Below are 23,240 nucleotides of genomic sequence, written 5' to 3'. Positions count from 1 at the left end.
GTTAAGTTAAAAATATTTTAAAAATACTTCGGAAAAAATGCTAATTAATATGAATTGTATAAGTAGCTTCAAAAGTTGTATGGGCTTCAAGAATTTCAATGCCTTCTTTGGTTTTTAGGTTTTGATCGGTACCTTCAATATCTGCAATGCCCAGCCAGGGTTCAATACACACATAGGGCGCGCCCGGTTTGGCCCAAATTCCTAAGTTTTTAAAATCTGAATATGCTACCGATAAGATTGTTCCTGAATTTTTACTTTTTAAAGCTACTTTTTTAGACGGAATATTTTTAAAAATCAGTGCATCCTTAGCAAAAAGATCTTTGTGTAACCTAATTTTATCTTCATTGTCTAAAATACCCTCGGTTTTATCGCTTATCAATCCGTTTTCGCTTAAAACGTGGGTTCTAAGATCCATTTTTTGGTCAAATTCCAGGTAATAGTCTTCGTAAACTTCATTTTTACTAATAGGAGCGTTAAAAGCAGGATGCCCACCAAGTGAGAAATAAAGGGGCTTTTCGTCTAAATTGAAAACTTTATGATGAACTTCAAGACTTTTATCTTTTAGAATAAAGGAAATTTCAAACTTGAATTTAAAAGGATAGCTTTCTAAAGTTTTCTCCGAATATTCTAGCTGAAAACCCAATGCATTCGAGGTTTTTTCTTTTAACTGAATTTCCTCATTATATCTTACAAAACCGTGTTTGGGCATTTTATAAGATTTACCTTCAAAAATGAATTCACCATTTTTTAAAACCCCAATTACTGGAAATAAATTTGGTGCCCGGCTTGCCCAAAATTCAGGATTTCCCTGCCATAGATGTTCAATACCGCTTTCCAGGTTTTTCAGGCTGGATAATTCGGCTCCAACGGGATTCACTTTTATACTTAGATATTCATTCTGTAATTCGTGCATTTTGGCTTATTTTTTCCTTTTGCGGTTAGCATTTTTGTCCCCGCGGGTTTTAGGTTTTTTATATTTCTTGGCAATTTCCCTTCTGTAAGAACCACCCAGGTTCTCTTTCCTGTTTTTTTCTTTTTTCTCGTGAAAGGCAGGCCCCGGCGCATCCTCATCTTTATTTTTCCCGGGATTGTTAATTTCAAAAACTTTTGGTTGCTCTTCGGGAATTAATTCTGAAGAAACCACGATTTCCTCTGGTAATTCTTCCTGCGGAACTTCCATTTTCATTAAGGCTTCAATCTTATCAAGGTATTCCATTTCAGCTTCGGTAGTCATTAAAATTGAATTGCCTTCTTTCTCGGCCCTTCCGGTTCGACCAATTCGGTGCATATAATTTTCAGGATATTTTGGCGTATCAAAATTAATTACATGGCTTACCGATTCAATATCGAGGCCTCGCGCCATAACATCGGTAGCAACCAAAATTCGGCAAAATCCGCTGCCAAATTGTTTTATACTCCGCAAGCGGTAATTCTGTGTTTTATTAGAATGAATCACTGTACATTCATCCGTAAAATGCTGTTGTAATTCGGTGTAAAGTCGGTCGGCCATTCGCTTGTAAGCCACAAAAATCAATACCTTGGAGTAGGTTTCCTTATCTTTTAAAAGATACTTCAGTAGATTTACCTTAGTATAGAAATTCGGGATTTTGTACCCGGTTTGCTTAATATTATCCAGTGGCGTTCCACTCGCTGCCACAGAAATCGTTTCAGGACTTTTAAAATTAGCTTCAATTAGATTTTCAACATTTTCTGTAATCGTTGCCGAAAACATAATATTTTGCCTGTTCTGTGGAAGCAATTCAAAAATATTATTTATCTGAAATTTGAAACCGAGATCCAACATTACATCAACTTCATCTATCACCAGTTTCTGGATAGATTTTAGCTGAAGTGCGCGTCTAAGCACAAGATCGTACAACCTTCCCGGCGTGGCCACAATAATATCCTGACCCTGCAAAAGCGACTGGTGCTGGGTGTTCATATTTACGCCTCCGTAAATTCCGGTAACGCGAACATTCATATAAGCGGTTAACTTTTCAATTTCTTCAACCACCTGCACCACAAGCTCGCGCGTAGGAACTAAAACCAGCACCCGCGGATTTTTCTGTTCCGAATATTTAAGCATACGTAAAATGGGAAGCATATAGGCAAAGGTTTTCCCTGTTCCGGTTTGGGCAATTCCCACCATATCTTTTCCCGACATAATGGTAGAAAAAGATTCTTCCTGAATAGGAGTGGGCGTGGTAATCCCAATATCTTCCAGTGCATTGCGTAAAGGAGTAGTAATATTTAAGTCTTGAAAAGTCACTAAATGAAGTTTTTATGAATCGGCAAAGTTAGTGAAACTCTATATTAAAATTGCTGTAGGCAATTTTAATATAGTTAGTTGAATTAATCCCGCCGCAGGGCGGGATCTCAAACTAAAATACTTAAAATTTTATAATTCCGTCTTGCTGAATTTGTTTCAGCATCTGAGATAAACATTTTACCATTGATGTTTTTTAAATTCTGATATTTAGAATTGCTCTAATTAATTTAATAGGGACTTGCCAGATTGGGAAGTTTCATTTTTCGCTCGCCCAAGAAACGAAACAAAAAAGGGCGTCCTTTGTGTGGAGGTGTTTTTTTGGCAACAAGACCAAAAAATCGCAAATCAGCAGCTAAATTTTTTCCAAGGTTTCAAAAATTATTAACGTTGCTGATTTTCTACACTCACACACGGAATTTAAAACTCGCTATGGTCGAAAAAGTCATCCTAGGCTAGATAATTTTTTTATCACAGGTTTCCGGGTGACGTAATCAATTACGAACTATGAATCAAGAAAAACTCTGATATTATCAAAATGAGTTATTTCATTTATTTCGGTATTTTTGGTGAAATTCAAACTCAAGATGAAAAAGATCCTTGCCTTTGCCGGTTCAAATAGTAGTACCTCTATTAATTTTCAATTATTAAAACACGTCGCCAATCGCATCCAGGGGCACGAGGTGAAAATCCAGGATCTTAAGCAATATGATCTGCCTATTTACAGTGCCGACAGGGAAAAGGAAAAAGGAATGCCTATAGGCGCCACAATAATTAATAACATTATCAAAGAACACGATGCGCTGGTAATTGCGGTAAACGAACATAACGGCAATGTTTCGGCGTATTTTAAAAATATCATTGACTGGCTTTCACGTTTAGACCGGAATTTCCTGGACGGAAAAAAAATCTTATTAATCAGTACATCACCCGGAAAACGCGGAGCGGCATCAGCTTTAGAATATACCAAAGGAATTTTACCAAGGTTTGGTGGCGAAGTGATAGAAAGTTTTAGTTTTCCTTCTTTCAACGATAATTTTAAAGATGGCGAAATGTTGAACGAAGTACTGGATATGGGAATTCAGGACGTTTTAACTACTTTTTCTCATCAATTGGAAGAATAAAAATCACCTTGCTTTTTTTATATTGAATTCTTCATTTGCTTTGCCAATATTGGCCAATTCAGCATCAGATTTCCCTTTAATTCCCATATCTTCCTTGTGTTTGTCTACAGGGCTTCCAAATAAAATTATCCAGGCTTCTTTTAATGATTTCGATTTCCAGATATCTTTACTAATATCAATCCATTCGTGGAAAACCAGGAAAAAGGGATTGTATGAATTTACCGGTTTAGTGATCCCGTACCGAGGCTTTTCATCTTCTTCCTGAAATGTTCCAAAAATGCGATCCCAGAAAATAAAAGTAGATCCATAATTTTTATCCAAATATCTTTCATTAACCGAATGGTGCACACGGTGATGCGATGGCGTGGTAAATATATACTCTATTGGTTTTGGTAATTTTTTTATCAATTCCGTATGAATCCAGAATTGATAGAGCACTTCCAGTTGATGAACAATAAAGAATACTAGCGGATGGAAACCTAATAGAACTACCGGTAAAAAGAAAATTATTTTTAAATTTTGTGTCCAGGAGAGTCTAAAAGAAGTAGATAAATTATAATGTTCTGAAGAGTGGTGAACAACGTGCGTAGACCACCAGAAACGTTGTTCGTGTGCGAGTCGATGTGACCAGTACCTGCTAAAATCCAATAGTATTAAGCACAAAACATAAGACCACCAGGTAGGTGGTATTTTAAAGGGCGCCAGATTGAAAAAGAAAAGAAAAATCATAAAGACCCCTATTTTCATAAAACCATTCAGGATTAAATTACCGATTCCGATAGCTGAAGAAGCCAGAAAGTCTTTCCCCGAGTAAAGGTTCTTATATTTTTTTCTTCCGATTAAAAATTCGATGAGAACAAACAAAAACATAAGTGGGGCAGCAATCCAAATTACAGTAGTGAAATCCAGGTTTTCTATATCGGCTAAAGTGAGTTTTTCTGTATCTGTAAACATTGGGAATATTAGATCTTTATCTTGTAATTCGTACTTTGGAAGTCTTATCTTAATATTAAACTTTTTTCCAACAATTTCAAAAGTATTTTTTAGTTAATTTCTTTTCTCTTTAAAATTGTAGATTTTTCTAAAAAGGTTTTCAGCAAATTGTAAAGGGATTAAAATATGTGCTACGTCAAATTGTTCTTACCTTTGCGCTCCAAATTAAAAGCCAGGTGCGCACTAAATCGACTTACACTTTAGAAGAGCCTTTAAAATTTAAACAACAACTGTTGCAATGGAGCCGGGAGTTCGAGGAAATTGCCTGGCTGGATAGCAATAATTATCAGCAGGAGCACGGTGAATTTGATGCGCTACTCGCGCTGGGAGCATTTACCGCGATAAAAACCGATTATCACCAGGCTTTTGCAAAACTTCAGGAATACCAGCAAACTACCAAAGACTGGGTTTTTGGCTATTTGTCTTATGATCTTAAAAATGATATAGAGGCGCTTTCATCCAAAAACCACGACAGACTCGGTTTTCCGGATCTTTATTTTTTCCAGCCACAAAAATTATTTCTGCTGAAAGGTGACCAATTGGAGATGCATTATTTAAATATGCTTGATGATGAAATTGAAGATGATTTTAATGAAATTTTAAATCTCACAATCACTGATAACCGCCCACCGACAACTGATAACCGAGAACCTATACAGGCCAGAATTTCTAAAGAGGATTACCTGAAAAAAGTCGGGAAAATGCTAGCCTATATTCAAAGGGGAGATATTTATGAAGCCAATTTTTGTCAGGAGTTTTTTGCTGAAAACCGAGAGATTCAACCTTTTAATGTTTTTCAGGAACTCAATGAAATTTCAGGTCCACCATTTGCCACTTTTCTTAAACTGGAAGAACATTATTTGCTTTCGGCTTCGCCGGAACGTTATTTAAAGAAATCTGGAGATAAATTAATCTCTCAACCTATAAAAGGAACTGCGCGACGTTCTCAGAATTCCACAGAAGATGCTGAAATTGCCAATCAACTCTCCACCGATCCAAAAGAAAAATCTGAAAACGTGATGATTGTTGACCTGGTTAGAAATGATCTTTCTAAAATAGCCAAAAAGGGAAGTGTAAAAGTCGATGAACTTTGCAAGGTTTATTCCTTTAAACAGGTGCACCAAATGATTTCTACCATTTCTGCAGAAATCGACCACGGTATTCCACCGGTTGAAGCTTTGCGTGCCACATTCCCAATGGGAAGTATGACGGGCGCTCCAAAAATTTCAGCGATGAAAATCATCGAAGAGCTGGAAGAAACCAAACGCGGACTCTACAGCGGCGCGGTTGGATATTTTACCCCAAACGGTGACTTTGATTTTAATGTAGTGATACGCAGCATTCTTTATAATTCAGCAAAAAAATATGTTTCTTTTTCGGTGGGAGGTGCGATAACAGCCGGTTCAGATTCAGAAAAAGAGTACGAAGAATGTTTGCTGAAAGCATCCGCTATGAGAAAGGTTCTTTCTTAGCATTTTTAAGTAAAAATCTCTTAAATTAGTGGTGGATTGCTCCTTTAATAAATAGTGATCATAAGATTCTGTAGACTGCTTGCTTAAACACTGCAAACTCTTTTCGTATCTTTGATTTTCTATGGAAAAAGCTTTCAAAAACGAGATCAAAACCAGGTTTCCTTACCTGTGTAATACCAAGCTTTTACTGGCAGTTAGTGGTGGGGTAGACAGTGTGGTTCTTGCTCATTTGTGCAGCGTAGCCAAACTTGATTTCGCTTTGGCACATTGCAATTTTAACCTTCGGGATGAAGAAAGTGACGCCGATGAAGATTTTGTTGCCGATTTTGCAAAAAAGCTGAAAGTAAAACTTTTTGTAGAAAATTTTGATACTGAGCAGTATGCGAAAGACAATGGCTTGTCCATTCAAATGGCGGCGCGGGATCTTCGGTATGAGTGGTTTGAGGAACTACGGCTAAAATATCAATATGATTATACATTAACGGCTCACCACGCCAACGATAGCCTGGAAACTTTTTTTATCAATTTATTACGTGGGGCCGGTTTGGAAGGTTTAAGCGGGATAAATTCAGATAGCAATAAAATAATCAGACCCTTACTTAATTTTTCCCGAAAAGAAATCGAAGCTTATGCAATAGAAAATAATATTTCCTGGCGGGAAGACAGCAGCAATACTTCTACTAAATATCTTCGGAATAAAATTCGGCACGACATTGTACCGGTTTTTGAGGAACTTAATCCTCAATTTTTAGAAACTTTTTTAAAAACCCAGTCGCATTTAAAGGAAAACGAAGAACTGGTTGAGGATTATATGAGTTTGCTCTACCCGAAAATTATAGAAAAAACAAAATACGGATACAGCATGGACATAGGTTACCTTAAAAAAGTTCCGAATACTTCGGCGGTGTTGTATCAGTTGCTTAAATCTTTCGGTTTTACCGAATGGAACGATGTATATAATTTATTAGATGCTCAGCCCGGGAAGATGGTTTTTTCAGCATCCCATAGACTAGTGAAAGACCGGGAATATTTGATTTTAACTGAAAAAAGTCAGGTGGAAGATAAAGTTTATAAAATTGCTGAAGATGAAGATTTTGCGATGCTGCCTATGGGAACTTTTTCGTTTTCAGAAGTTAAAGAAATAAAAGAAAAAGCTTCCAATTGTATTTATGTAGATCCTGAAAAACTTGATTATCCGCTTACGGTGAGAAAATGGCAGGAAGGCGATTTGTTTTATCCGTTTGGAATGAAAGGAAAAAAGAAGTTAAGCGACTTCTTTAAGGACAAAAAATTATCTTTGCCCGAGAAAGAAAACAGCTGGTTGCTGTGTTCGGGAGATAAAATTGTCTGGGTGATCAATCAACGCGCCGACAGGCGTTTTTCAATTTCTTCACCCGATCAAAAAATTATAAAAATTACCTTCAGTTTATGAAATATCTGGCGAGTCTGCTTTTATTCTTAATTCCTTTACTTCAATTACAGGCACAATATTTTGACGACGGTAGCGGCGATTCTCAAATGGCAGATCCTATTACCTGGGAGGCGTCGGTAGAAAAAGAAAATGACAGTGTTTTCACCCTTATTTTCACGGCTAATCTTGAAGATGGCTGGCATTTATATTCACAAAAAGAGGCCGATATTGATATCGCGCCAATTGCCACCACTTTTTCTTATAATTCTGAAGGGAATTTTGAGCTTATAGGGGAAACTACAGAGCCTGAGATAGAACCCATTTACGATAAGGTCTTTGAAGCCGATATTACCTATTTTGAAGATGAGGCGGTTTTTACCCAAAAAATTAAAGTTCCTGGGGAATCTAAACCAGAAATTGTTGCTGAAATATATTTTTCGGTTTGTGATGATGAAAAATGTTTACCTCCTGAAACCGAGCGTTTCACGATTTCTCTGGATGGAAATGAAGTAACCGAAGGTTTTACCGACCTGGAAATTTCAGAAAAAGATAAAGAACTAACCGAAGCTTTAAATATAGAAGTTTCCGGAATGGAAAAGTTTGCTCCTGAAGAGGAAGAGGGCAATAATTTCCTGAATATCTTTTTACTCGGATTTATTGGGGGTTTAATCGCCTTGTTAACGCCTTGTGTGTTCCCTATGATTCCGCTTACGGTTTCATTTTTTACCAAAGGAGCTAAAGACCGAAAAAAGGGGCTGGTAAATGCAATTTTATACGGTTTTTTTATATTCATAATTTATCTGTTGCTCAGTTTACCATTTCATTTACTGGACAGCGTAAACCCTGAAATTCTTAACAATATCTCCACCAACGTTACGTTGAATATTATTTTCTTTATCATTTTTATAATTTTTGCGTTTTCCTTTTTTGGATATTACGAGATTACTTTGCCGAGTTCCTGGAGTAATAAAATGGATGATAAAGCTTCCAGTGTTGGTGGTTTTGTCGGTATCTTTTTTATGGCGCTTACTTTGGCACTGGTTTCTTTTTCCTGTACCGGCCCAATTTTAGGTTCGCTTCTAGGCGGGTCTTTAACCAGTGATGGTGGTGCAATGCAACTTTCTATGGGAATGGGCGGTTTCGGGCTTGCCCTGGCATTGCCTTTTGCGCTTTTTGCATTGTTTCCTAACTGGCTTAATTCGTTACCCAAAAGCGGCGGTTGGCTAAATACGGTAAAAGTGACCTTAGGTTTTATAGAATTAGGATTGGCCTTTAAATTCCTTTCTAATGCCGATCTTGTAGAGCATTGGGGACTTTTAAAACGTGAGATTTTCCTCGGAATTTGGATTCTCGTTGGTTTAGGTCTAATGGCGTATTTATTCGGATTTATTCGTTTTCCTCACGATGGGCCAAAGAAGAGAATTAGTAAAGCCAGGTTTGGAGTGGGCGTAATCACTTTCTTGTTCGTGATTTATTTGATTCCTGGTTTAACCAATACCTCTGCAGCAAATCTTAAACTTTTAAGCGGGTTTCCACCTCCATTATTTTATAGTATTTACGATAAAGGAACTGAAGCACCCTTAGGCCTGGAAGCCTATAAAGTTTGGGATAAAGGCCTGGAAGCAGCCCGGGAACAAAACAAACCTATAATCCTTGATTTTACGGGTTGGGCTTGTGTAAATTGCCGTAAAATGGAAGAACAGGTTTGGAGTAATCCCGAAGTTTTTGATGTTTTAAACGATGATTATATCCTTATTTCGCTTTATGTAGATGATAGAAAAGATTTACCGGAAGATGAGCAATTTAATTATCTAAAACCAAAAGGCGGAATAAAACCTATTCAAACTATTGGCGATAAATGGGCGACTTTCCAAACTCTTAATTTCAAGAATAATTCGCAGCCGTTTTACGTCTTGTTAGATAATGACGTGAACCTTCTTAATGAACCTGTTGGTTATACGCCAAACGAATCAGAATATTTAAGCTGGTTAAAAGAAGGTCTTGCCAAATTTCAGGAAACCGCGAGGAAATAATCTACTTCAGAATTACGAGAAGTTTTTAGAAAAAATTATACTTGAATTATTAGTTAAGCCCTGGAGTATTTAATTCTCGATTATCGAGTAAAATTCCTTTAGGTTTATCGGGGTAATTTCTATCTTAGGCCCTTAAATTTTCCTAAACTATGAAATTACTGCGGTTAAGTTTTATCCTTCTGTTTTTGAGTTTTTTACCTGTTCACCTCATTTCACAGGAAGAATATGATGTAAAAGAACATTACAATAAAACGGAAGTAGATATCCCAATGCGTGATGGAACTTTACTTCACACTACAATTTACTCCCCAAAAGATACTTCTAAAGAATATCCTATTTTAATGCAACGCACGCCATATAGCTCCAGGCCTTATGGTGAAGATCAATTCCGTTCCCTAATTAGTCCTAACGAATATTTGATGAAAGAAGGGAATATAGTTGTGTATCAGGATGTACGCGGACGTTGGATGAGTGAAGGGAAATATGATAATATGCGAGCTATTATTCCGAATAAATCTGGAGATGAATTTGATGAATCCAGTGATACTTATGATACCATTGAATGGCTTATTGAGAATGTGGATAATAATAACGGAAGGGTAGGGACCTGGGGAATTTCATATCCCGGTCACTACGCTGTTGCTTCTTTGGTAGATGCGCACCCTGCGTTAAAAACTTCTTCGCCACAAGCCGGAATCGGGGATTTCTTTTTTGACGATTTTCATCACAATGGCGCTTATTTACTGAGTTACTGGAGAGTAACCGCACTTTTTGGATATGACAAAACCGGCCCGACTACCGAGGCCTGGTACGATTTGCCGGATCTTGGTACTCAAGATCAGTATCAATTCTTTTTAGATGTTGGTCCGCTAAGTAATCTGGATGAATATTATGGTGAAGACAATGTATTCTGGCAACAATTAAAAGAACATCCAAATTACGATGAATTTTGGCAAAGTCGCGGGATTATTCAGCATTTGGAAGATATTGAGCCTGCGGTAATGGTCGTAGGCGGACTATTTGATGCTGAAGATCTTTACGGGCCTTTTAATACTTACAAGAAAATTGAAGAAACCAGCGATAATTATAATATAATGGTTTTTGGCCCGTGGAGCCACGGTGATTGGGCCAGGCAAACCGAAAGACAGGCGGTAGGGAATGTTTATTTTGGTGATAACCTATCTGAAGATTATCAAAGGAATATTGAAACAAAATTCTTTAATCATTTTCTAAAAGGAGACGGCGATGGCGATGTGGATCTTGCTGAAGCTTATGTTTACGATACCGGTGCCAGAAAATGGAATTCTTATGAAGCCTGGCCTCCAAAAAATACCGAAGAAAAGGTTTTTTACCTGGGAGATGATCAGGAGTTAACCGGTGAAGCTACCGATAATGAAGAAACATTCGTAAGCGACCCCGACAAACCGGTTTCTTATAATGATGAAATTAAAGCGGTTTTCACCCCAAGAGAGTATATGACTGGCGACCAGCGTTTCGCTGCCAGAAGACCGGATGTTTTGGTTTTTGAAACCGAAGTGCTGGAAGAAGACATGAAACTAACCGGAAAGATTTTGGCTCGTTTAAATGTAGCAACAACTGGAACTGCAGCAGATTGGGTGGTAAAAGTAATTGATGTTTACCCTCCGGATGCCGAAAATTATGAAGAAACTATGAAACATCTAGATATGGGGAATTACCATATGATGGTGCGTAGTGAAGTTATGAGAGGGCGTTTTAGAAACAGTTTTGAAAACCCGGAGCCTTTTGAAGCGAACAAGAAAACACCGGTGAATATCACGCTTCAGGATATTAACCATACCTTTAAAAAAGGACATAAATTGCAAATTCAGGTGCAAAGTACCTGGTTTCCGCTTATAGATAGAAATCCGCAAACTTATGTTCCAAATATTTTTGAAGCGGAAGAAGAGGATTTTCAGAAGCAAACCCATACCGTTTTTGGAGATTCTGTAATAGAATTTTCAGTAATAAAAGAATAGCCAATGAGCATTAGAATTATTCATAAACTCCTTTTTATCAGTTTACTGGTTCTGGGTGTTTCATGTGATCAAAAGGAAGAGAACTATTCCGAAGCAGAAATCGCAGAGCATTCAGCAGAATTGAACGATTATTTTGAAGAAGAATTTCAAAAAGATGTTGAAGAATCGCCTATGATGCAAACCCAATTGGGACAAAAAACCAATTACGGTAAGTGGGACGATTTTTCACATTTAAAATATGCTGAAGATCGTAAAAAAGCTAAAAAACGCCTGGAGTATATAAAAAAAGTAGATGTTTCTGCTTTAAACGAGCAAACACGTTTGAGTTACGATTTATACAAGCAGAAATTGGAAAATGAATTAGCCGATTATGATTTCCGGTTTTATAACTATCCGGTAAACCAAATGTTTGGTCACCATGCCGAGCTGCCTGCTTTTTTAATCAATATGCACCGTATAGATTCTGTAAGCGATGCCGAAGCCTATATTGCCAGGTTAAAAGGTATTCCAAAGGTGATGGAAGAGGTGATTGGAAATATTAAAATCAGGGAACAAAACGGGATTGTGCCACCGGTTTTTGTGTTTGACAGGGTTTTGGAATCAAGTCGAAACGTTATTAAAGGCAAACCTTTCGGGAAATCTGTAGAAAACAGTGCGTTATTAAGCGATTTTAAATCGAAGATTTCTAACCTGGAAATTTCAGAAGAGCAGGAAAAAGAACTGATTTCTAAAGCTGAAAATGCATTGGTTAAGGAAGTGAAACCCGCGTATGAAAATTTAATTTCCTTTCTTGAAACCCAGCAGAAACGCGCAAATAATGATGCCGGGGCCTGGAAATTTCCAAAAGGAGATGAGTTTTATGCCAGCGCCCTAAAAAGAACTACAACAACTAATCTTTCGGCTGAGGAAATTCACCGAATTGGTTTGGATGAGGTGGCACGTATTCATGGCGAAATGGAAAAAATTAAGGAAGATGTAGATTTTGAAGGTACACTGCAGGATTTCTTTGAGTTCATGCGTACCGATGAGCAATTTTATTACGCCAACGATTCTATTGGTAAACAAAAATATCTTGCTGAAGCTACCGATGTTATAAATTCAATGAAGGCGAACTTAGACGAACTTTTTCTCACTAAACCCGAAGCAGAATTAGTAGTAAAAGCAGTAGAACCATTCAGGGAGAAAAGCGCCGGAAAAGCATTTTACCAGCAACCTGCAAAAGATGGTTCAAGGCCGGGAACTTATTATGCTAATTTATACGATATGGCCGCTATGCCTACCTATCAATTGGAAGCTTTGGCATATCACGAGGGAATTCCCGGGCATCATATGCAAATTGCCATTGCACAAGAATTAGAGGAGATTCCGCAGTTTAGGAAATTTAGTTTTTATACCGCTTATGTAGAAGGCTGGGGGCTGTATAGCGAATTGCTGCCAAAAGAAATTGGGTTTTATAAAGATCCTTATTCCGATTTTGGACGCCTGGCAATGGAGCTCTGGCGTTCTTGCAGACTTGTTGTAGACACAGGAATTCACGCTAAAAAATGGACCCGACAGGAAGGAATTGAATATTATAAAGAGAATACACCAAATGCAGAAAGTGATTGTGTGAAAATGGTGGAACGGCATATTGTTATGCCCGGCCAGGCTACAGCTTATAAAATTGGAATGAACAAAATACTGGAATTAAGAGAAAACGCAGAAGAGAAACTGGGTGAAGATTTTGACATAAGGGAATTCCATGATGTGATTCTATTAGACGGAGCTCTACCTTTAAATATTCTTGAAGAAAAAGTAGATGACTGGATTTCCGGTAAAACCAACTAAAAAATTGATTTTGAAAACTCAAAAAGAAGATCTAAAAACAGTTAATCTTATCAATAATCACGGGAGTGAACTCCAGGTTCTTAACTATGGAGCAGCTGTTTTAAGCTTTAAAATTAAAGACAAGGCGGGGAATAAAATAAATGTAGTTGTTAGCCCACGAGCCGAAGAATTTATAACTTCAGTTTACAAAGAGCATAACAAATGTTTTGGTGCTTCAGTGGGCCGTTATGCAGGTAGAATAGCCAATGGTGAATTTCAACTGGATAATACTACCTATAAATTAAGCGAGACAAACAACGTGCATCTTCACGGTGGCGAGAGTGGATTTCAGTATAAAATATGGAAAGTTGAAGAGCAGGAAGCTGCTCCCAATCCTTCAGTGAAACTCAGTTATTTTAGTAAGGACGGCGAAGAATATTACCCCGGGAATTTACAGGTGGAGGTTAAATATACGCTTACCGAAAATGATGAACTGCTTATAGAATATTCGGCTAAAACCGATAAAAAAACGGTGATTAATCTTACCAATCATACTTATTTTAATCTCAATGGCAGCGGAAGTATAAGTGATCATTTTTTAAAGATTGCAGCTGAAAAGATCCTTGAAGTAGATAAAAATCTATTGCCTACCGGAAATTTAACAAAGCTGAAAAAACACCCAAAAAACTTTATTGAAGGTAAGTTAATAGGCAACCGGAGTCTTGACGATACCTACGTTTTAAAATCTGATAAAGATGAAGTTGCCGCAAGGCTTTTTGCTCCGTTAACAGGAATAAAGATGGAGGTGAAAACCAATCAAAAAGGCCTGGTGGCTTATGCTCCTGAAAATCTTCCTGAAGATTTGACCTACCATACGGAAATTGCTAAAGAATATCCTTCGTTATGTTTAGAAGCACAAAATTTTCCTGACGCACCTAATTTTAGAAACTTTCCTGAGGCGGTTTTAAAACCTGGAGAACAATACTATAACTGGATTTCCTATAAATTTTCTGTTAGCGGTCAATAATAAGTTTAAGGCTGAAGTAGGATTAACTCTCGTATAAAATTTTATATTTAACAAAATTTTTAAATAAGCTATGGTTGGAATTTTATCATTCATCGGTTTTACCTTATTAGTGGCTATAATTGCCTATTTAGCCACAAGAAAAACCAATGAAAGTACGAGTGACGGATATTTCCTTGGAGGAAGAAGTCTTACCGCTGGAGTTATTGCTGGTTCAGTTTTACTCACAAATTTATCTACTGAACAGATTGTAGGTTTAAACGGCCAGGCGTTTAGTGAAGGGATTTTGGTAATGGCCTGGGAAACCCTGGCAGCCATCGCCATAGTAATCACAGCATTATTCTTATTACCGCGTTATTTAAAAGGAGGACTAACCACAGTACCGCAATTTTTAGAAAAACGCTTTGATAAAGGAACCAAAACCCTGGTTTCGGGTCTATTCCTATCAGGATATATGATTATTTTCCTGCCTATTGTTTTGTATTCAGGGGCATTGGCTATTAGCACGATGTTCGGAATTCCCGAAATGTTAGGAGTAAGTTCAAATACTGCACTTTGGCTTACGGTTTGGGGGATTGGTATTATTGGATCTATTTATGCAATTTTTGGGGGATTAAAAGCTGTTGCTGTTTCAGATACTATTAATGCTGTTGGTCTGCTTATTGGAGGTCTCTTAATTCCCATTTTTGGACTTATGGCTATTGGAGATGGCGGAATTATTAATGGTCTGGAAGTTTTAGTAGATTCCAATCCAGAGAAGTTTAATTCAATTGGAGGGCCCGATGCTTCGGTGCCTTTTTCCACCATATTTACCGGGATGATGTTGGTTCAATTGTTTTATTGGGGAACCAACCAGGCGATTATTCAGCGAGCTTTAGCAGCGAAAAACCTTAGAGAAGGCCAGAAAGGTTTAATGCTTGCTGCTTTTATTAAGATTCTGGGGCCAATCATTGTGGTTCTTCCGGGTATTATTGCCTGGCATATGTTTCAGGGCGATTTAGATAATGCCGACCAGGCGTATCCTGCTTTGGTAAATGCGGTACTTCCACCGGTTCTTACAGGTTTCTTTGCGGCTGTACTTTTTGGGGCAATTTTGAGTTCTTTTAATTCAGCATTGAACAGTTCGGTTACACTTTTCGGAATTGATATTTACAAACAATATTTTAACAAGGATGCTAGTGAAGCTAAAGTGGTAAAACAAGGAAAACGCTTCGGAATATTTCTGGCCATTGGAGCGATGCTTATTGCACCTTTTATTGCTAATGCTCCTCAGGGTCTTTTCGGATATCTACAGGAAGTAAACGGAAGTTACAGTATTCCTATTTTAACTATTGTTATTGTGGGTTATTTGACCAAAAGAATCCCCGCTATCGCAGCAAAAGTCGCAATTTTTAGTGGGGTTGGTTTCTATTTAATCTATTTGGGACTAAAGTACTTTGTGGTAGGAGAAGATGCACTACCGCATTATCTTCACGTAATGGCGATATTATTTGTTCTTAACGTACTTATTATGTTTATAATTGGAAAATGGAAACCAAGAATTGAACCTTTCATTTTGGATTATACCAGGCAGGTAGATATTCAACCCTGGAAACTGGTAAAACCGGTTGGGCTGGGAATTGTGGTACTCGTGGTATTTATTTATGTTTATTTTGCTCAATAAATAAGTACAAAATAACAGCTTAAAGAATTTTTATATCTTAGTTTAAACTTCAATTTTTAATGAAACCGTTTCAAAAGGATTTCTACATTCAGGAAGATAAAATGTACGTGGCAACAGACTGCGTAATTTTTGGATTTGATGAAGGAAACCTGAAGCTTCTAATTTTTAAAAGAAGGGTAAAACCGCTTATGGGAACCTGGTCTCTTATAGGAAGTTTTGTAAAGCTGGATGAAGATGTAAAAGAAGCCGCAAAACGTGTTTTAAAGGAAATAACCGGTCTTGAGAACGTGTTTATGGAAGAGCTAAAAACCTATGGCACCACCTTTCGTGATCCGGGTTATCGCACTATTTCTATTGCCCAGTACGCTTTAATAAGGATTGGAGAATATGATAAAGAATTGGTAGAAAGACACGGTGCGCATTGGTATGATATTGAAGATGTGCCCGATTTGGTGCTGGAGCATAACCAAATGGTAAAAGATGCTCTGGTTAGAATTCGAAGAAAGGCAAGGTATAAACCCATCGGATTCGAATTACTTCCTGAGAAATTTACAATTCCGCAATTACAGAGGCTTTATGAAGCAGTTTATCATAAAGAAATCGATGCTCGAAACTTCAGAAAAAAAGTACTTTCCTTAAATGTGCTCGTTAAATTAGACGAAAAAGATATGTCAACCTCCCGCCGTGGTGCATTTTTGTACAAATTTGACCGTAAAAAATACCTTAAACTTCAGGAATCAGGCTTCAATTTTGAAATTGCATAACTGAAATTTCCATAGCTTAAATTTGTTAAGAAAAAATTAAAAAATTATTCCAAAAAATTTGTTTACTGACAAATAATTGTAAATATTACGTTTATGATAATTTGCTAAGAAAAGGATGATTTGGGATACATTTTTAATGCGTAAATCGCTTTTTCTTCAGTTTAATTTTCTATTGATAAAGTCTTATTCACCTTGAGTTTTACCCGAATTTTGACTTTTCTGTTTTTCAATTTATTATACCAACTTAATACATAAATAATGGATAAGAAATTTTCAAGACGCGATGCGCTAAAGAGTATAGCAATTGGTTCAGGAGTTTTGAGCCTTGGTGGAGTAGCATCTTCTTTTGCTGCTATGAATTATATAGACAATAATAATTTACCTACTAGTAAAAGGAACAATATTAAACACTCGGTTTGCCGTTGGTGTTTTCAGGATATTCCTTTAGACGAGTTTGCGAAAACCTGTGCAAATATGGGAATTCAGGCAATAGATCTTTTAAAACCTTCCGAATGGGCTACGGTAGAGAAATATGGGTTGGTTTGTTCTATGGCCACAGATGATTTTGCCAATATTGAAAATGGATTTAATGAGCCAAAAAATCATAAAGATCTTCAGGAAAAATATAAAGGTTTAATCGATAAAGCTTCTAAGCGTAAAATTAAAAATGTGATCGTTTTCTCCGGAAATCGGCGCGGAATGGATGAGCAAACCGGAATTAACAATTGCTCAAAAGGTTTAAAACCGCTGCTTAAATATGCAAAAGAGAAGAATGTAACCCTGGTAATGGAATTGCTTAACAGTAAAGTAAATCATCCCGATTATATGGCAGACCATACCGAATGGGGTGTGGCGCTGGCTGAAGAAATGGGGGCTGATAACTTTAAATTGCTTTACGATATTTATCATATGCAGGTGATGGAAGGAGATGTTATTGCTACCATCAAAAAACACCACAAGCACATAAATCATTATCATACCGCAGGAGTTCCAGGAAGGAATGAAATAGACGATTCCCAGGAACTTTTTTATCCTGCGATTATGAAGGCAATTGTAGAAACCGGTTTTGACGGTTTCGTTGCCCAGGAATTTATTCCTACCCATCCTGATGAAATTTCTTCCTTAAAGAAAGCTATTGAAATTTGTGATGTTTAAAATTTATATATGAAGAAGAGATTTTTTTTGACTTTTATATTTTTCGTAATCAGTTTTATAAGTTTTGCCCAGGAAAAACAGGATGTTTATGTAGATGATGAAGGTCTTATGCGTTGGGGGCATAACGATGAAGAAGTCAAAGGTTTTGGAGTGAATTATTCGGTTCCTTTTGCCCACGGCTATCGAAGCGGCGAGCAACTAGGTGTTAATTTAAAAGAGGCTATAGATAAAGATGTCTACCATTTTTCCCGACTGGGATTTGATCTTTTTAGAATTCACGTTTGGGATACCGAAATTAGCGATGAAGAAGGAAATTTAATAGAAAATGAACATTTAAAATTGTTCGATTATCTACTGAAAAAACTGAAGGAACGCGATATCAATTTCGTGATAACACCCATTGCTTATTGGGGAAATGGATGGCCCGAACCCGATGAGGACACGCCCGGATTCTCCAATAAATACGGAAAAGCAGGAAGCCTTACCGAACCGGGTGCGATTGAAGCACAGGAAAACTATTTAGCGCAATTTTTAAATCACGTAAATCCGCATACCGGCGTGGCTTATAAAAATGAGCCAAACCTTATTGCTTTTGAAATTAGCAACGAACCGCATCATAAAGGTAAACCGGAAGAAGTAAAGGAATTCATTGAGAAAATGGTTAAATCAATGAAAAGTACCGGTACAGAAAAACCAATTTTCTATAATGTAAGCCATAGCATTCATCTCGCCGAAACCTATTTTGACGCGGGAATAGATGGCGGAACTTTTCAGTGGTACCCAACCGGGCTCGGATTTCAGAAGGAACTGGAAGGAAATTTATTACCAAACGTGAACGAATATCAAATTCCATTTAATGATGTGATTGAAGAAAATAACGCGGCAAAACTGGTTTATGAATTTGATGCGGCCGATGTGATGAAATCTTACATCTATGCCGCAATGGCGAGGAGTTTCAGGGAAGCAGGGATTCAAATTGGGACTCATTTTGCTTACGATCCTACTTATTTGGCATTTGGGAATACCGAATATAACACCCATTATATGAACCTTGCTTACACGCCTCAAAGGGCTTTAGCTTTAATGATTGCAGGGGAGATTTTTCATCAGGTTCCTGTAAATAGTGATTTTGGGGTTTTTCCCAAAAATCTGGAATTCCAGGATTTTACAATAGATTATGAAAATGACCTGGCCGTTTTAAATTCTGAAGGAAAATTTATTTATACGAATACCAATGAAGTTCAGCCTAAATCTATAGAAAACCTGAATCATGTCGCCGGATTTGGAAATTCTGAAGTGATTAAATATGAAGGTAAAGGCGCTTATTTTCTGGATAAATTAACCGATGGTGTCTGGCGGCTGGAAGTAATGCCCGATGCTATTCTGGTTGATAATCCTTTTGGAAGCAACAGCCTTGATAAAACCGTGGCGGTGATCAACTGGGAGAACTGGCAAATGGATTTAAACCTGCCAGGAATAAGCGATAATTTCAGTCTGGAAGCTATAAATGAAAATAATTCGTTTAACCCTGAAATTGAAGGAAAATCCTTTAAAATTCGCCCCGGCACCTATCTTTTAAAAAATAATGGTGCTGAATTGGATAAAAACACAGAGCTGGATTTAAGAGTTGAATTGGAAGAGTTTACCGCGCCGGAATCCACCGTAGAGAAAACTTATGTTCTACACGAGCCAGTTAAGGAGATTACTGCAAATTCCTCGTTGGAAATCACGGCGGAGATCGTTTCAGATAAAGAAATTGAAGGAGTAGAAGCCTGGTTAAAAAATGGAAACACTTATGATTCGGTAGAATTAGAAAATGATAGGACTTATAATTTTTCAGCCCAAATCCCTGAAAATCTATTAAAAAATGGGTTTTTGGAGTATAGGATTATAGTAACTACAGATAAAGGAAAAGAAACTTTTCCCGGGGAAGTTTCAGGAAGTCCAGAAGATTGGGATTTTCATTCCGAAGCAAAGTATACCACAAGGGTGGTACGAGAAGAAAAACCTTTATATATTTTTAATGCATCCCAAGATGAAGATTATATAGTAGGGGAGTGGAGTCCGCAGAATAATTTAGTGCCAACCAATAATCCCGGGGAAGCAGAATACCAGGTAAAAGTAGAAAAGCTTTTTGAAGAAGATGTTGAAAATCCTGAAGCAGAGCCTGTTTATGATTATTCGTTTCGATATAATTTTAGCAGAAAAATTGAGGGACGTAAAACTGAGCTGGACTCTAAAGAAAAAATTATAATTAAGGCTCGGGCACTGACTGAAAGTACAGATAAATTTCAGGTTGCAATTATTATGAAAAACGGTGCAGCTTTTGGGACTTTAATTGATTTAGATGCAGAAACCGAAACCTACGAAATTGAACTTTCTTCATTAAAACCGGTTAAAACGGTTAGTTTACCAAGACCATATCCGTCTTTTTTGCCATATTATTTTAAGCATTCTTATGAAGGAGATTTGGAGTTGGAAAATGCGGAAGCCCTGCAATTTTCTATAGGTCCCGGAATTGAAGATAACGAACTGGAAAATCCGCATGGGGTGGGGATTATTTCAGTGAGTTTGGAGTAAAAGAAAATATAGATGAATGTTTAAACCTTGTTTTACCATTGTATATCTCTAAAATATAAAAACCCAGGATCAAAATCTTAATGAGCCTCAGAGCGGCGGTATATTTATAGTACAGCAGAATTTTAAAGATACAGCTCCAGGGAAGCGACATTTCTACAAAACAAAAATGCCTTTTGAAAAGCTCAAAAGGCATTTTTTATCTAATCTAACAAGAGCTATTCTATCCACATTTGGAAGAGCCGCAATCCTGACAGGTAAGGCAACCTTCCTGATAGATAAGATTAGAAGAATTACAGTTACTGCATTTTTGTTTTTTGGCAACGGTACCATCGGCGATAAAGCGTTTTAACGCGCGGGCAACCCCGTTTTTCCAGGTATTTATAGACTCGCTGTCTAACTGCAGGCTGTTTATTAAATCTACCACTTTTTCAATAGGCATTCCGTGTCTAAGGGTGGTAGAAATTAGTTTTGCATAGTTCCAGTATTCCGGATTGAATTTATGTGATAATCCTTCAATAGTAGTTTTATAGCCTCGTTTGTTTTCGTATTGAAAATCGTAACGGGAGGTTCCATCTTCATTTCGGGCTTTAATAATAGCGCCTTCAGTAACCCAACGCGGAAGTAAGATTCCGTCTTCGTCATCGGCGAATCCGGTGAAGATCTCGTAAGGCCTGTCGTCTATTAAACCAATAAAAGCAATCCATTTGTCTTTGTTATTCTGGAAACGAACCACATCAGCCGTTAAAGTTTCAGGTCTGGTAGTTGGGAATGGCGTATTGTTTTCTTCCTCGGCTTCCTCTTTCTTCTCTTCATTAGAAATTAAAACCCCAGAGCGTGATCCATCGCGATACACAGTAACTCCTTTACAACCGGCTTGCCAGGCTTCTAAATATAACTGACCCACCAATTCTTCCGTAGCATCGTTTGGTAAATTAATGGTCACACTAATTGAGTGATCTACCCATTTTTGCACTGCGCCCTGCATTCTCACTTTACTTAACCAGTCAACATCATTAGAAGTTGCTTTATAATAAGGAGAAGCTTTTACCAGTTTATCTAATTCTTCTTGCGAATAATCATCAGTAATTTCGTGGCCGTTTACCTTCATCCATTCTTTGAATCTATGGTGGAAAACCACATATTCTTCCCAGGAATCCCCAACTTCATCAACAAAATCTACGCGCGAATCTTTATCGTTGGGGTTTACTTTTCTTCTTCTCTTGTAAACCGGCATAAATACCGGCTCAATTCCAGAACTGGTTTGGGTCATTAAACTGGTTGTCCCGGTTGGAGCAATAGTAAGTAAAGCAATGTTACGACGACCGTATTCCAGCATATCGTAATACAATTTTTCGTCGGCTTCTTTAAGTCTAAGAATGAAAGGATTTTCTTTTTCTCTTTCAGAATCGAAAATACCGAAAGCACCTCTGTCTTTTGCTGCATAAACCGAAGCCCTGTAAGCTTCTAAAGCGATGGTTTTATGGATTTTTACTGAGAAATCTACTCCTTCATCGCTTCCGTATTTAATACCTAAAGCGGCAAGCATATCGCCTTCTGCAGTGATGCCAATTCCGGTTCTTCTTCCTTCTTTAGCTTTAGTTTGAATATTTTTCCAAAGGTTATATTCTACACCTTTAATTTCCAGTCCTTCAGGATCGGCTTCTATTTTAGCAAGAATTGCATCAATTTTTTCCAATTCAAGATCAATAATATCATCCATAATGCGCTGTGCAGCGGCGATATGTTTTTTGAAAAGTTCAAAATTAAAGGATGCATTTTCCGTAAACGGATTCTCTACATAAGAAAATAAGTTTATGGCCAAAAGTCTACATGAATCGTAAGGACAAAGCGGGATTTCACCACAAGGATTGGTAGAAACCGTTTTGTAACCAAGATCGGCATAACAATCTGGCACCGATTCGTTAATTACCGTATCCCAGAATAGGATTCCCGGCTCAGCCGATTTCCAGGCGTTGTGAACTATTTTTTTCCAAAGTTTATTAGCTTCAATTTCCTTAGATTTCTTAGGATTTTTGCTAAAGATTGGATATTTCTGAACGTAATTGCGATCTTCTTTAACCGAACGCATAAATTCATCATCTATTCGTACTGAAACATTGGCGCCGGTTACTTTTCCCTGCTCCATTTTAGCGTCTATAAAATCTTCAGAATCTGGGTGGTTTATAGAAACCGAAAGCATAAGCGCACCACGACGACCATCTTGAGCCACTTCGCGGGTGGAGTTGGAGTAACGTTCCATAAACGGAACAATTCCGGTAGAGGTAAGGGCAGAGTTCTTCACCGCAGAACCTTTTGGACGAATGTGGGAAAGGTCATGACCTACACCGCCACGGCGTTTCATAAGCTGAACCTGTTCCTGGTCTATTTTCATGATCCCCCCATAAGAATCTGAATCCCCGTCGTTACCAATAACGAAACAGTTAGAAAGAGAAGCAATTTGGTATGGATTACCAATACCGGCCATTGGGCTACCTTGAGGAACAATGTATTTAAAGTCTTTAATTAGGTCAAAAACTTCATTTTCACTCATTGGGTTTGGGTAGCGTTGCTCTACACGGGCAATTTCCTTTGCAATTCTACGATGCATATCGTTTGGCGTAAGTTCATAAAGGTTCCCTTGAGAATCTTTAAGAGCATATTTGTTTACCCACACCCGTGCGGCTAAATCATCTCCTTTAAAATAGTCTAACGAAGCTTTAAAAGCCTCATCCTGGCTATACGTCTTAGGAGCGGCGGTAGTAGTGTTCACACCCATATTAATTTTAGATTTTGGATTAGTAATTGTTTCAAGCGGAATGTAAATATAGACAAAGATGTACAAGAATATAAAATCTTGTTAAAAAAAGTTATCAAACAAAAATTGTTAATAAGCTAATTGTCAGTTAAATACGAATTTATCAACATTAAAAAGTTGACAAATTTGTAAAAAAA

At 37.5% G+C, this 23,240-nt stretch carries 15 protein-coding genes; 11 read left to right on the top strand and 4 right to left on the bottom strand.

The genetic code is table 11. The features are described 5' to 3' along the window. Positions 1 to 40 precede the first annotated feature (40 nt). Together B5X53_RS08440 and B5X53_RS08435 are read right to left on the bottom strand one after the other, a co-directional pair. The gene (locus B5X53_RS08440; protein ID WP_079712795.1) at positions 41 to 913 is read right to left on the bottom strand and encodes an aldose 1-epimerase family protein; all 873 of its coding nucleotides are present in this window, start codon (positions 911 to 913) and stop codon (positions 41 to 43) included. Positions 914 to 919: 6 nt separating this feature from the next. Beyond that, positions 920 to 2,269 carry a DEAD/DEAH box helicase gene (locus tag B5X53_RS08435; protein WP_079712794.1) on the bottom strand — a complete coding sequence of 450 codons (1,350 nt, stop codon included), beginning with the start codon at positions 2,267 to 2,269 and terminating at the stop codon, positions 920 to 922. Positions 2,270 to 2,853: 584 nt separating this feature from the next. Here B5X53_RS08435 and B5X53_RS08430 point away from each other — a divergent pair. Continuing rightward, positions 2,854 to 3,390, top strand: a complete 537-nt coding sequence (locus B5X53_RS08430; protein ID WP_079712793.1) for an NADPH-dependent FMN reductase — start codon at positions 2,854 to 2,856, stop codon at positions 3,388 to 3,390. Between the two features lie 3 nt (positions 3,391 to 3,393). Here the strand turns inward: B5X53_RS08430 and B5X53_RS08425 are convergent, their stop codons facing one another. Continuing rightward, a complete protein-coding gene (locus B5X53_RS08425; protein WP_079712792.1) occupies positions 3,394 to 4,344 on the bottom strand; it encodes a sterol desaturase family protein in 951 nt (316 codons plus the stop codon). A 215-nt stretch (positions 4,345 to 4,559) separates the two neighbouring features. On the opposite strand from B5X53_RS08425, the gene pabB reads away from it, so the two are divergent. From pabB to B5X53_RS08375, 10 genes are all read left to right on the top strand, one after another. Continuing rightward, positions 4,560 to 5,855, top strand: a complete 1,296-nt coding sequence (pabB, locus tag B5X53_RS08420) for an aminodeoxychorismate synthase component I (protein WP_079712834.1) — start codon at positions 4,560 to 4,562, stop codon at positions 5,853 to 5,855. A 121-nt stretch (positions 5,856 to 5,976) separates the two neighbouring features. Beyond that, complete coding sequence (gene tilS, locus B5X53_RS08415) at positions 5,977 to 7,287, top strand: tRNA lysidine(34) synthetase TilS (protein WP_079712791.1); 1,311 nt, start codon at positions 5,977 to 5,979, stop codon at positions 7,285 to 7,287. Then, entirely contained in the window at positions 7,284 to 9,299 is a 2,016-nt protein-coding gene (locus tag B5X53_RS08410; protein WP_079712790.1) for a protein-disulfide reductase DsbD family protein, read from the top strand. Before tilS ends, B5X53_RS08410 begins: the two co-directional genes overlap by 4 nt. A 149-nt stretch (positions 9,300 to 9,448) precedes the next feature. Continuing rightward, complete coding sequence (locus B5X53_RS08405) at positions 9,449 to 11,296, top strand: CocE/NonD family hydrolase (protein ID WP_079712789.1); 1,848 nt, start codon at positions 9,449 to 9,451, stop codon at positions 11,294 to 11,296. Between the two features lie 3 nt (positions 11,297 to 11,299). After that, positions 11,300 to 13,123, top strand: a complete 1,824-nt coding sequence (locus B5X53_RS08400) for a DUF885 domain-containing protein (protein WP_079712788.1) — start codon at positions 11,300 to 11,302, stop codon at positions 13,121 to 13,123. A gap of 10 nt (positions 13,124 to 13,133) precedes the next feature. Continuing rightward, positions 13,134 to 14,129, top strand: a complete 996-nt coding sequence (locus tag B5X53_RS08395) for an aldose epimerase family protein (protein WP_232764147.1) — start codon at positions 13,134 to 13,136, stop codon at positions 14,127 to 14,129. 70 nt (positions 14,130 to 14,199) lie between these two features. Beyond that, positions 14,200 to 15,789, top strand: coding sequence for a solute:sodium symporter family transporter (locus tag B5X53_RS08390; protein ID WP_079712786.1), 1,590 nt, complete (start codon positions 14,200 to 14,202; stop codon positions 15,787 to 15,789). Between the two features lie 59 nt (positions 15,790 to 15,848). Continuing rightward, positions 15,849 to 16,553 (top strand): NUDIX hydrolase, encoded by a 705-nt coding sequence (locus B5X53_RS08385; RefSeq protein ID WP_079712785.1) that lies wholly within the window; start codon positions 15,849 to 15,851, stop codon positions 16,551 to 16,553. Positions 16,554 to 16,811: 258 nt separating this feature from the next. Next, the gene (locus B5X53_RS08380; protein ID WP_079712784.1) at positions 16,812 to 17,708 is read left to right on the top strand and encodes a hydroxypyruvate isomerase family protein; all 897 of its coding nucleotides are present in this window, start codon (positions 16,812 to 16,814) and stop codon (positions 17,706 to 17,708) included. Positions 17,709 to 17,717: 9 nt separating this feature from the next. Next, positions 17,718 to 20,288 (top strand): cellulase family glycosylhydrolase, encoded by a 2,571-nt coding sequence (locus B5X53_RS08375; RefSeq protein ID WP_079712783.1) that lies wholly within the window; start codon positions 17,718 to 17,720, stop codon positions 20,286 to 20,288. Positions 20,289 to 20,508: 220 nt separating this feature from the next. Here B5X53_RS08375 and B5X53_RS08370 read toward each other — a convergent pair whose 3' ends face one another. Beyond that, the gene (locus B5X53_RS08370) at positions 20,509 to 23,064 is read right to left on the bottom strand and encodes an adenosylcobalamin-dependent ribonucleoside-diphosphate reductase (RefSeq protein WP_079712833.1); all 2,556 of its coding nucleotides are present in this window, start codon (positions 23,062 to 23,064) and stop codon (positions 20,509 to 20,511) included. Positions 23,065 to 23,240: the final 176 nt, after the last annotated feature.

This window comes from Salegentibacter salinarum, from assembly GCF_900168115.1.
Classification (GTDB): Bacteria; Bacteroidota; Bacteroidia; order Flavobacteriales; family Flavobacteriaceae; genus Salegentibacter; species Salegentibacter salinarum.
Note: the sequence above shows the minus strand (reverse complement) of the source record. Positions and strands in the feature narration are given on the sequence as shown.

Excerpts from the sequence above, each read along its gene's own strand:
- B5X53_RS08385 (WP_079712785.1), top strand. The coding sequence starts at position 15,849 with ATGAAACCGTTTCAAAAGGATTTCTACATTCAGGAAGATAAAATGTAC.
- B5X53_RS08440 (WP_079712795.1), bottom strand. The coding sequence starts at position 913 with ATGCACGAATTACAGAATGAATATCTAAGTATAAAAGTGAATCCCGTT.
- B5X53_RS08410 (WP_079712790.1), top strand. The coding sequence starts at position 7,284 with ATGAAATATCTGGCGAGTCTGCTTTTATTCTTAATTCCTTTACTTCAA.
- B5X53_RS08390 (WP_079712786.1), top strand. The coding sequence starts at position 14,200 with ATGGTTGGAATTTTATCATTCATCGGTTTTACCTTATTAGTGGCTATA.
- B5X53_RS08400 (WP_079712788.1), top strand. The coding sequence starts at position 11,300 with ATGAGCATTAGAATTATTCATAAACTCCTTTTTATCAGTTTACTGGTT.
- B5X53_RS08380 (WP_079712784.1), top strand. The coding sequence starts at position 16,812 with ATGGATAAGAAATTTTCAAGACGCGATGCGCTAAAGAGTATAGCAATT.
- B5X53_RS08375 (WP_079712783.1), top strand. The coding sequence starts at position 17,718 with ATGAAGAAGAGATTTTTTTTGACTTTTATATTTTTCGTAATCAGTTTT.
- tilS (WP_079712791.1), top strand. The coding sequence starts at position 5,977 with ATGGAAAAAGCTTTCAAAAACGAGATCAAAACCAGGTTTCCTTACCTG.
- B5X53_RS08405 (WP_079712789.1), top strand. The coding sequence starts at position 9,449 with ATGAAATTACTGCGGTTAAGTTTTATCCTTCTGTTTTTGAGTTTTTTA.
- B5X53_RS08370 (WP_079712833.1), bottom strand. The coding sequence starts at position 23,064 with ATGGGTGTGAACACTACTACCGCCGCTCCTAAGACGTATAGCCAGGAT.
- B5X53_RS08425 (WP_079712792.1), bottom strand. The coding sequence starts at position 4,344 with ATGTTTACAGATACAGAAAAACTCACTTTAGCCGATATAGAAAACCTG.
- B5X53_RS08430 (WP_079712793.1), top strand. The coding sequence starts at position 2,854 with ATGAAAAAGATCCTTGCCTTTGCCGGTTCAAATAGTAGTACCTCTATT.